This window comes from Corynebacterium sp. HMSC065D07 (assembly GCF_001810695.1).
Lineage (GTDB): Bacteria > Actinomycetota > Actinomycetes > Mycobacteriales > Mycobacteriaceae > Corynebacterium > Corynebacterium hesseae.
Window position 1 is genome coordinate 18406 of sequence record NZ_KV802471.1, and the last position, 9040, is coordinate 27445.

Consider the following 9040-nt stretch of genomic DNA (forward strand, 5'->3'; position numbering starts at 1 on the left):
GTGATTCGTACGTACTGAATTGTGCGAAGAGAGTTAGAGATTTCTTTTGGTATGAGGAGAGGCTATGACAATCGTTGTGTTTGATATTGGCAAGGTGTTGGTGCCGGAGGGAGATAGGGTTCCGCGCCTGGTTAACTTCATTACCGAGTGCGGATTGCCAGTGGATACAGAGGCGTTGATGAACGCGTATTGGGCCCATCGCGATGCTTACGACTTGGGGATGTCAGACGAGGAGTATTGGCCGAAGGTTCTTCTCGATGCGGGACTTGCACCTACTGAAATCGAGCATGTTGATTCCGCAGCATTGGGTGCCCTCGACGGTGAGCGGAACTCTGCAACTACCTCCGAGACTGCGGACTTCCTTGCGGAGCTTCATGCCGCTGAGGTGCCCGTTGCACTCTTGAGCAATGCACCGCATTCGATGGCGCGGGCGGTAAAAACTTCTCCGTGGGCGCAAGAGATTGCAGTACAAGTGTTTTCTTCTGAGGTGGGGGTTGCTAAACCGAGCCAAGAGATTTTTCGTATAGCCGAAAGGGAAATTGAGACATCCTTTGGCCCTCACAAGCGTGAAGACGTTGTGTTCTTTGACGATCGCCCAGTAAACATCGAAGGCGCCCAAGCGTTTGGCTGGCAAGGACAGCTCTGGGAGGGAGTGGGGCCCGCGCGTACTGTTCTAGCTGACGTATTGACCTAGCGTGACCCAGCTGAAAAAGATTGCCCTGGCCACACCAGAATGTGAGGCCAGGGCATTCTCTATTGTCTATCGCTCTCTCGGATCGAAGTAGAGCAAAGGCGGGAAGCTCTGCATGTCGTTAAACAAGGAGAAAAAAGCAGGTTCGAGGTTGATAACGCCCATCTCCTGTAACCAGGAATTATAAAGCTCCTCGGCCTCGGAGAGTTCCTCCAGGTTTCCTTCTGCCTGGGTAAGGCGGTAACCCAATGTGGAGTGTAGCTGGTAGTGCTCAAGGCTTGTCACGGGAATCTCGAGCGCCTCTCCAATATCACAACGAAACCGTTCGATCTCCTGACGAACTGACTCATCGGCCGGCTTCAATTTGACGGTCAGGTGTTCGTCGAGTGGGTACATCTCTACAGCGCGCACCGCAAGTGCCTTGGGCCCTTCAATGTTGGCTTCAACGAGGCGTTGACGCATCCGGACAACCGAATCAGGAAAATCATCGGTTTCGTTGAGCCAAGCTGGCCAAGCTTCTTTCTGACCGAGTAGAGATCGATGCTTGAGGCCATTGAGGAGGGTCATGTGGAAGCTGGAAGGAACGGTGAAGCCGTAATCGGTTTCCCAACCTCTAGACTTAATGTCGTCTTGAATTCTAATTTCAACTTGTTGGAACTCAGAGCCTTCAGGAACATGTGCAACAAAAGTAGAGCCTGGATGGCGACGAACATCGCCGCGCTCGGTGAACTTTTCCCAAGTATGGGGATTGGCAATCTTGGTCATTGAACTAGTACCTACTTACTTGCTCGTTTGTTATAGGAGGCAATGGCAGAGTCCGCCGTTTCTTGAGCAGTTTCGAATTCTGCCCTTGGGTCTTTGCCATTGGCGATGGCTGACATGGCTTGGCTATAGGACTTACGAGCGTCATTCAAGGCGCCGGTATGGCATCCAGCGGTAACAGTGTTGACTGGCGTAGAAGCATACTGCTCTAACAGCGACTTTTGCTGGGGGCTTAGATCTGTCAGAGAATCCATGGCTGCAGTTGTAGTCGGTAGGTAACCGGTTTCGTCAAAAATTTTCTTTTGAATTTCATCCGAACCGACAAACTTCATAAATTCCCAAGCAGCGGTTTGTTCCTCTTTTGAAGTACCTTCTTCGATTACCCACAGAGAGTTTCCTCCAGGAGCTGCGCCAGCGGCGTCAGTATCTCGTGGTAAGGCGTGAATGGACCAGTCCCAATCGAGGTTTGCCTCAGCGACGTTTCCGTAACCGCCAGAGGAGTTCATCTGGATAGCAGCATTTTGGCTAAGAAATGCGCCCGTGGCTGCAGACCCATCACTGCCCGCATCATGGATTGCACCCTCCTTGTAGAGCTCACTGATGGTCGTCCACATATCGACAAGCTGAGGGTCGTCAATTCTGAACGTTGAAGCCTTTTCAGACGTAGTGCCATTCTCTGGTGTACAAAACTCGTTGCCCAACATGGCTGCCATCTCTTCGACATACCAGCCTGAGTGGTGGAAAGTTAATCCAGCCTTGCCAGTCTTGCCGTGCAGCTTTTCTACAGCTTCCATGAGCCCCTCGGTGGTGCTCAATGACGATGGATTGATACCAGCGTCTGCGAAGGCTTCGTCATTGACATACAAGACCGGTTGCGACACCATCGCTGGCATCGAGTAAATCTTGTCTCCCATCGTGTAGTAGTTGGCGACGATGGGAACAAGATCGTTGAAGTCATAGTCGCCATTTTCCTTTGCCAAGTCTTCAGCCGGGATAGCGAGCCCTGAGTCCATCATGAAGCGACTTTGAATGTCGCTAGCTTGCATGAGTGCTGGTAAATGGCCAGTTTGGACCGAGGCGATGAACTTGGAAATTGAGTCTTCATATGCTCCCTGATAAGAAGCATGAATTTCGTACTCGCCTTCATGCTCCGAATTGAATTGGTCAACAATAGCTTGGAGCGTGTCGCCAGAGGCACCTGAAGAGGAATGCCAGAAGTCCACCACAATTTCACCGGCTTCATTTCTTGGCACCGAGTCAGAGGATGAGCCGCAGGCGGTAACTCCAAAAGCAGGGATAGCCACGGCAGTGACTACAGACAAGAGCTTCGCGCGGGAAGAAAAAGGCATTACTTGACAGCTCCTTCGGTGAGGCCGCGGCTCAGGTATTTTTGGCCGAATATCACGAGGATTATTGTGGGCAGAGCGGCAATTAGAAGGCCAGCGAGCACAAGGCCAGTGTCGACGGCAGTTTCATCCGCCAAGGCTTTGATACCCGGCTGAATGGTGCGTACAGAGGGAGATTGGGTAATTAGCAGTGGCCACATGTAGCCATTCCAAGCGGCAATTGCACCGGTGACTAGTGCAGTCATGCATACCGAACGATTCAAAGGAAGAAGGAAAGTAAAGAGGAACCGAATCCTGCTGACGCCTTCGAGTTTCGTTGCTTCATAGATCTCCTTGGGAAACTGCTTGAAAGCTTGATAGAACAAGAAGATTGTGAAGGATGATGCGACATAGGGAAGGAAGATTGCGATGACTGTGTCGTAAAGGCCCATCTCACTCACAGTGAGATAGTTACCAATCACCGAGACCTCGGAAGGAATCATCATTGGGATGAGAAAGAAACCGAGGATCTTTCCAGGCATGGGAATACGGCCGAAAGCCAAGGCGAAGGCCGCAAGAACCGATGTAATAAATTGGCCTCCGGTTTGGCAAACCGTGACAATCAGTGAGTTCACAAGCTGTTGACCAACTTGGGACTGCTCCCATGCTCGTGGATAGTTTGAACCGACGAAATCACCGAAGAACAGCGTTTGGATGCCGGCTTGAATATCTGCTGTGGAACGTACAGACCCGACGAACGCGTAGACGACAGGAAATATGATAAAGATGCATGCAATAAGTAGCCAGACCCATATGAGTGCCGTCATCAACGGTGAGCGCAGCTGAGAACTGGGATTAGGAGTCGTTTGGGTAGTTTGGGAGCGCTTTTGTCGGCGGACCCGATTCACTCTTTTGTTCGGGGTGTCTGAGGTGCGAGACATCATGCTCCTCCTTTCAGATAATTCTTAAGACTGTTTCCGGCTTAGACGAAATTGGATGAGCGTGAGAACGAGGATGATGGCGAAAAGCACCATGCCGCGGGCTGAAGCTGCAGCAAAGTCTGCTGTACCGCCACCAAACGCCAAGTCATAGATGTCAAGTACGAGGGTCCTAGTGGATGATGCTGGGCCGCCGTCAGTAAGAACGTTGAAGATTGTGAATTCCTTCATTGCAGCCATGGACTGAGTCACAGCCAGGAATAGGAGCATTGGAGCAATTCCTGGAATGATGATGTAGCGCACGTACCTGATGCCGGTGGCGCCGTCGAGATTCGCAGCTTCTACGACGTCATCCGAGATCCCGTCGATAGCGACCATCAGCAGCAAAATGACAAAAGAAATACCGATCCACAGGTCTACTGTGATTGTGGAAAGTAGTGCGACTCGAGGACTGGTTAGCCACCCTACGGTCCCAAACCCGAGCATCGTCGCTAATTGATCAAAGAATCCGATGACGGGGGGCAAACATATTTCGGAAAACGAGAGTGCCGATCGCCGTGGATACAGCCATAGGCACTAGCACTAAAGAACGCATCCAAAAAGTGCCCTTTAGTCGGTAGCTCAAGGGAAGCGCGATGGCCAAACCGATAGCGAGCTTGAGAACTACGGTGGTTACCGTAAACACCAGAGTTCGCACCAAAGTGGCACCGAAGGCTGGATCTGTGAACATGGCGACGTAATTCTCGAAACCCGCGAACCCTTTAGGTCGTCCAAAAAGGTCGGTTGAAGCGAAAGACAAATACAGGGCGCGGAAGAATGGATAAAACTCAAAGATTAGAAAAAGGACAAGGGTTGGAAACAACATTGCCCAGGAAAGCCAGTCGATCCCTGCCCCGCGGCGCTGCTGTGTGTCCTCTTTGACGGTTTCTGCCGTACGGCGAGCTGAGGTAGCAGAGTTTGCGGTGATGCTCATTAGTTGATCCGCTCCTTTGTATGGCTGCAAAAAAGATGGAGCTTGTCGCGCTTGATGCGTACCGAAATGGGTGCGCCTTCGTCCAGCACCTCGGTGTTTGCAACGCGAACGAGAAGAGTTGCTGTGGTTTCCTCATCGCTGGTGTCAGAGGCTTTCGGGGGAGCAGCGACTGGTGAACTTTGCGGAACGATATGGACATATTTGTCGGAACCAAAGTTCTCGACATACTCAACAGTGCCCAAAATATCGGCCTCTGTTGATCCACATAACTCGAAGTCCTCAGGGCGAATACCAATGATGACGTCTCGGCTGTTTGGTTGATCTTGAAGTTCGGGTACAGGAAGATTGAACCCATTGGCTTTCAGCTCTGAACCGTCTTTGACTGCAGAAACGAGGTTCATCGATGGTGACCCGATGAATGTAGCCACAAAAACGTTTGCGGGGCGTAAGTATAAATCCTCTGGAGTTCCGACTTGCTGCATGTTTCCTCCCTCCAGAACCGCGATTCGATCAGCCATGGTCATGGCTTCAGTCTGGTCGTGGGTGACGTAGAGCATCGTCGTCTCGAGCTTTCGCTGCAGACGGCTAATTTGCGATCGAGTACTTACTCGCAATTTGGCATCGAGGTTGGACAGCGGCTCGTCCATCAGGAACACCTGCGGATTACGGACAATGGCACGCCCCATGGCAACGCGTTGGCGTTGGCCACCAGACAATGCTTTCGGTAGGCGGTCGAGGTAAGGCTCGAGTTCAAGTAGCTTTGCTGCTTCAGAGACGCGTTCAGCACGGCTCGCTTTGTCAACCTTCTGCATCTTAAGTGCAAACTCCATATTCTCACCGACCGTCATATGCGGATAAAGGGCGTAAGACTGGAAGACCATAGCGACATCGCGCTTAGAAGGCGGGAGCTGTGAGGCACGCTGATTGCCAATGAAGATTTCCCCACCTGTGACAGCTTCGAGACCTGCAACCATTCGAAGCGTCGTGGACTTGCCGGAGCCGGATGGTCCGACGACCGCTAGAAACTCACCGTCATGGACTGTGAGGTCGAGGTTATTGATGGTGGGCGTTTCATTGCCGGGGTAGAGCAGCGTAGCTGCGTCAAAAACTATGTCGGACATTGAGATAGCTTTCTGAACTAAAAGTGAACGAGCGTTATTGCTTTGATCTGCCGAATGCGGCGACATGGCGAAAGGTCGTAGGTCGCCGCCCTCTGGAAGCGAAAACACTGTCCCAGCTACAAGTAAACGGGATTACTCGGGTGCGTAAACAATAAACGAAGCGCCTCACGTCTTGTTTGGGGCGACATTTTTGCAGGTGGGAGCACTTTGCTTCGCTATTTCAAATCTGTGCAGCCTCCTGAACTGGGCGTTTACCTCTTTTGGTGATTGAGGGTTAGGTGAACAAGATTGCATGGTGGTTAACTGGCAGGATTTTGTTTACCCAATGCTCTGTAATGAGGCTAAGTTTCCCTTGGCGGAGGGGGGAAGTTTCCCCACTTGGGTAAAATGGCTTTTCTCACTTTTGGGTCAGTAGCGTCGGAGTATCTCCAAATTCCCCTCAAGCGGGGGTGTCTGATCGAGATATACTTAGTTGACGTGGCAAATAACCAGTTTCGATGAATGGCTGCGCAAATGGTGAAAGTAGAGCGGTAAAGGGCAACGGTGGGTACCGTTCAAGAAGGGCGACATAACGCAGCACTCTTCTAGTTCTGTCTTATGCTGCGAAGGAAGGGCTCTCCATGGGTGACTGTATTTCTAATGGAGCAGAGGGTCGACAGCCGACGCTGGGTGACATCGCTGCGCGAGCAGGCGTCTCTCGCAGCTCAGTCTCACGAGTTTTTCGGGGACAGAAGAAAGTGTCTGATGAAAACAGACGGAGGATCCTCGAAGCTGCGCATGAACTTGGCTACGTTCCGAATGTAATAGCTCGAAAACTATCGGCTCTTAGCGGGCGAACACTTGGTGCATTGGTCCGGGACCCTGCTAATCCTGCATACGGTTTACTTCTTCAGGAGCTGCAGGTTGCGGCTCATCGTCAAGGATATGATTTAGTTACTATGTCGGTAGCGCCAGGCAAGTGTGATGACCGTCAGCTAGACAGCTTGTCTCATCTCCTTGGCTTGGGGGTAGCGGGACTAATTGTCTCAACCGGAGATTTAGCGAGTGAGCTCTTGCTGCCGTTCTCAGAACGCGTACCAATCATCCGAGCAGGGCGACCGGAACCCGATGCGCTAATTCCCGCTGTGTCTTTCGATGCAGAACACGCAGGCAAGGCTTTAGCAGAAGCTGTTGTTAAAGCTGGCCACACGAAGATTGCGGTTGTGCGCACGTGTCCTGAAGTTTCGTTTCCTGAGTACACCCGAGCTCAGGCAACAATCGCGGAAATTCGTAAGCAAGGATTGGAGCCCTTTATTGTTGACGTGAAGTTCGATAGCGGGGAAGCGTATGTGGTACCTCTCATTAAGAGTGGAGCCATCACGGCTGTCATGTGTCCGACAGATTTGCGCCAGCTACATTACTTGCGTGTTTGCCAGGATGAAGGAATATCTGTTCCCAGTCATGTGAGCGTCACTGGCTGTGATGGGGCGTTGCCAGGCTTCGATATTATGGGTTTGACGACCTATTCTTGGCCTGTGCGAAAGCTAGCGACAGGAGCGGTAGCGTCCATTCTTGAGCTAATCGATGCTTATGGGGAGGTCGAGAAGCCGACCCCTTGGGTCCAGAGAAAGTATCAAGGACAGTTAGTCCCCGGTCGTACTCTTTCGCCACCTAACGAAAGTTAGGTCTGGGATTCACGCAGTCGAGGTCGTGTTGTAAGCGAAGTATCTCCTGAAGGATTGCGCGGTAGAGCTGTGAGTATGATGTTTCCCGTAGTTAGGGAAACTGAGAACGCGGAGCCAGTTGAAGTGCTTGAGGTTTGGAAAGGCGCAATTGTAGCGATGGATCCGACGGTTTCGTAGCGCTATTCATCGCGGTAATCGATCGCTAGTACTACGAATCCCATATCCAGCGTCGCTACGATCCGCGCAGTACGCGAAGCTATCGTGTGACCAAGCTTCCGGAATAAAGGTTGAAGCGGTCGCCGCGGGCAAAGCCCACGAGCGCCATGCCGGTTTCGCGGGCGGTCTCAACCGCCAGCGAGGAGGCAGCGGAGACCGCAACGAGCATGCCGAAGCCGGCCATAGCAGCCTTGTTGACCAGCTCGAAGCTGGCGCGCGAGCTCATCACCAGGATGAGGTTGCTGGCGGGGAGCCTTCCTTCCATCAGTAGGTGCCCGATAACCTTGTCGGCGGCGTTGTGCCTGCCGACGTCCTCGCGTACAACGACGGGTTCTCCCTCGAGCGTGAAGGCGCCCGCGGCGTGGATGCCGCCGGTTTTGCGGAACTGCTTCTGCTCCGCTTTCAAGGCGCCGGGCAGCTTGGCGACGACCCCCGGATCCACCGGCACCTGTGGGATTGGGTATCGCGACTGCTTCATTAGCGCCTCGATAGAGGAGGTGCCGCATACTCCGCACGCAGACGTGGTTGTCGTCAGGCGGAGATCGGCGAGGCTGATCGCGTGGGGATTGGCTAGCTCAACGTCGAGCAGGTTATAGGGGTTGCGCCCGTCCACTGAGGCACCGGCGCAGTAGCGCGCCTCGGCGACATCGCTGGCCTTCTCGATGTGGCCCTCGGAATGAAGAAAACCGTGGGCCAGCTCGACATCGTGGCCAGGCGTGCGCATCGTGGTGGTCAGCGTTTGTCCGCCCACGCGGATCTCCAAAGGCTCCTCGCCGGCGACGGTATCGCCGCGGGTATCGACTTGGATGACCTCTCCGTGCTCATCGAGGCGGACCTTGGCCACGGCGAAGGTGGCGTTGACGCGCCCGCTCATCGGTTGAGGGCCTCCTTGAGTGTGGCGATGTGGGCGCGGGCCTCGTCGACGTCCTTCGAGGCCAAACCGACCAGGTACGCCGTCAGTGGGGCAGCGGGGCGCGATTGGGTATGCGCGACGTCCTTAGTCAGATCGAGGAGTTCTCTAACCAAGGCGGTGGCGTCGGCCGGGGAGACGCCGACAAGCTCGGCAGCCTCCTCAAGCCACTGGTGTGCCGTGCGGATGGGGTCTTGTTCTTCACTCATGACTTCCCATGCTAACGCGTTTTGGAAAACAGCATGTCAGCGGGTAAAGTAAGCCGACGGACTTGCATTTTTCCTCCTCCGCGCCGCAAAAATGGCGCTGGAGGTGCGCAAATGTGCCAAGCCGGAAGAATTGAACACATCTACTTTGTTGTAGGCCCCTCGCCGTAGACAGCGGACCGTTGTCTGTATCAAAGGGTGGCGAGCGCCTCGCGGTATTGACCGCGGGGAGCG

General features: G+C 53.4%; 10 protein-coding genes. 2 read left to right on the forward strand and 8 right to left on the reverse strand.

Translation table 11 applies throughout. The annotated features are described in order from the left end of the window. The first annotated feature begins 64 nt into the window (after positions 1–64). Positions 65–694 (forward strand): HAD family hydrolase, encoded by a 630-nt coding sequence (locus HMPREF2760_RS09145; protein ID WP_070521722.1) that lies wholly within the window; start codon positions 65–67, stop codon positions 692–694. Between the two features lie 66 nt (positions 695–760). Here the strand turns inward: HMPREF2760_RS09145 and HMPREF2760_RS09150 are convergent, their stop codons facing one another. Genes HMPREF2760_RS09150 through HMPREF2760_RS09175 form a run of 6 tightly spaced genes read right to left on the reverse strand, consistent with a single transcriptional unit; the run spans position 761 to position 5810 of the window. After that, positions 761–1456, reverse strand: a complete 696-nt coding sequence (locus HMPREF2760_RS09150) for a DUF1868 domain-containing protein (protein ID WP_070521719.1) — start codon at positions 1454–1456, stop codon at positions 761–763. A gap of 11 nt (positions 1457–1467) precedes the next feature. After that, a complete protein-coding gene (locus tag HMPREF2760_RS09155; RefSeq protein ID WP_083303817.1) occupies positions 1468–2802 on the reverse strand; it encodes an ABC transporter substrate-binding protein in 1335 nt (444 codons plus the stop codon). Further along, the gene (locus HMPREF2760_RS09160; RefSeq protein WP_083304504.1) at positions 2802–3722 is read right to left on the reverse strand and encodes a carbohydrate ABC transporter permease; all 921 of its coding nucleotides are present in this window, start codon (positions 3720–3722) and stop codon (positions 2802–2804) included. Before HMPREF2760_RS09160 ends, HMPREF2760_RS09155 begins: the two co-directional genes overlap by 1 nt. A gap of 21 nt (positions 3723–3743) precedes the next feature. Beyond that, entirely contained in the window at positions 3744–4202 is a 459-nt protein-coding gene (locus HMPREF2760_RS13085; RefSeq protein ID WP_070597124.1) for a carbohydrate ABC transporter permease, read from the reverse strand. Between the two features lie 13 nt (positions 4203–4215). After that, the gene (locus HMPREF2760_RS13090; protein ID WP_070597125.1) at positions 4216–4689 is read right to left on the reverse strand and encodes a carbohydrate ABC transporter permease; all 474 of its coding nucleotides are present in this window, start codon (positions 4687–4689) and stop codon (positions 4216–4218) included. Next, positions 4689–5810, reverse strand: coding sequence for an ABC transporter ATP-binding protein (locus HMPREF2760_RS09175; RefSeq protein WP_070521715.1), 1122 nt, complete (start codon positions 5808–5810; stop codon positions 4689–4691). Before HMPREF2760_RS09175 ends, HMPREF2760_RS13090 begins: the two co-directional genes overlap by 1 nt. A 620-nt stretch (positions 5811–6430) precedes the next feature. Between HMPREF2760_RS09175 and HMPREF2760_RS09180 the strand changes: the two genes are divergently transcribed. After that, positions 6431–7474, forward strand: a complete 1044-nt coding sequence (locus HMPREF2760_RS09180; RefSeq protein ID WP_083304505.1) for a LacI family DNA-binding transcriptional regulator — start codon at positions 6431–6433, stop codon at positions 7472–7474. Positions 7475–7730: 256 nt separating this feature from the next. Here the strand turns inward: HMPREF2760_RS09180 and fdhD are convergent, their stop codons facing one another. Both fdhD and HMPREF2760_RS09190 read right to left on the reverse strand, forming a co-directional pair. Continuing rightward, entirely contained in the window at positions 7731–8564 is an 834-nt protein-coding gene (fdhD, locus tag HMPREF2760_RS09185) for a formate dehydrogenase accessory sulfurtransferase FdhD (protein ID WP_070521709.1), read from the reverse strand. Beyond that, complete coding sequence (locus tag HMPREF2760_RS09190; RefSeq protein ID WP_070521706.1) at positions 8561–8809, reverse strand: DUF6457 domain-containing protein; 249 nt, start codon at positions 8807–8809, stop codon at positions 8561–8563. Before HMPREF2760_RS09190 ends, fdhD begins: the two co-directional genes overlap by 4 nt. Positions 8810–9040: the final 231 nt, after the last annotated feature.

Coding starts and splice junctions, on each gene's coding strand:
- HMPREF2760_RS09180 (WP_083304505.1), top strand. CDS start 6,431: ATGGGTGACTGTATTTCTAATGGAGCAGAGGGTCGACAGCCGACGCTG.
- HMPREF2760_RS09175 (WP_070521715.1), bottom strand. CDS start 5,810: ATGTCCGACATAGTTTTTGACGCAGCTACGCTGCTCTACCCCGGCAAT.
- HMPREF2760_RS09190 (WP_070521706.1), bottom strand. CDS start 8,809: ATGAGTGAAGAACAAGACCCCATCCGCACGGCACACCAGTGGCTTGAG.
- HMPREF2760_RS13090 (WP_070597125.1), bottom strand. CDS start 4,689: ATGAGCATCACCGCAAACTCTGCTACCTCAGCTCGCCGTACGGCAGAA.
- HMPREF2760_RS09160 (WP_083304504.1), bottom strand. CDS start 3,722: ATGATGTCTCGCACCTCAGACACCCCGAACAAAAGAGTGAATCGGGTC.
- HMPREF2760_RS09155 (WP_083303817.1), bottom strand. CDS start 2,802: ATGCCTTTTTCTTCCCGCGCGAAGCTCTTGTCTGTAGTCACTGCCGTG.
- HMPREF2760_RS09145 (WP_070521722.1), top strand. CDS start 65: ATGACAATCGTTGTGTTTGATATTGGCAAGGTGTTGGTGCCGGAGGGA.
- HMPREF2760_RS09150 (WP_070521719.1), bottom strand. CDS start 1,456: ATGACCAAGATTGCCAATCCCCATACTTGGGAAAAGTTCACCGAGCGC.
- fdhD (WP_070521709.1), bottom strand. CDS start 8,564: ATGAGCGGGCGCGTCAACGCCACCTTCGCCGTGGCCAAGGTCCGCCTC.
- HMPREF2760_RS13085 (WP_070597124.1), bottom strand. CDS start 4,202: ATGCTCGGGTTTGGGACCGTAGGGTGGCTAACCAGTCCTCGAGTCGCA.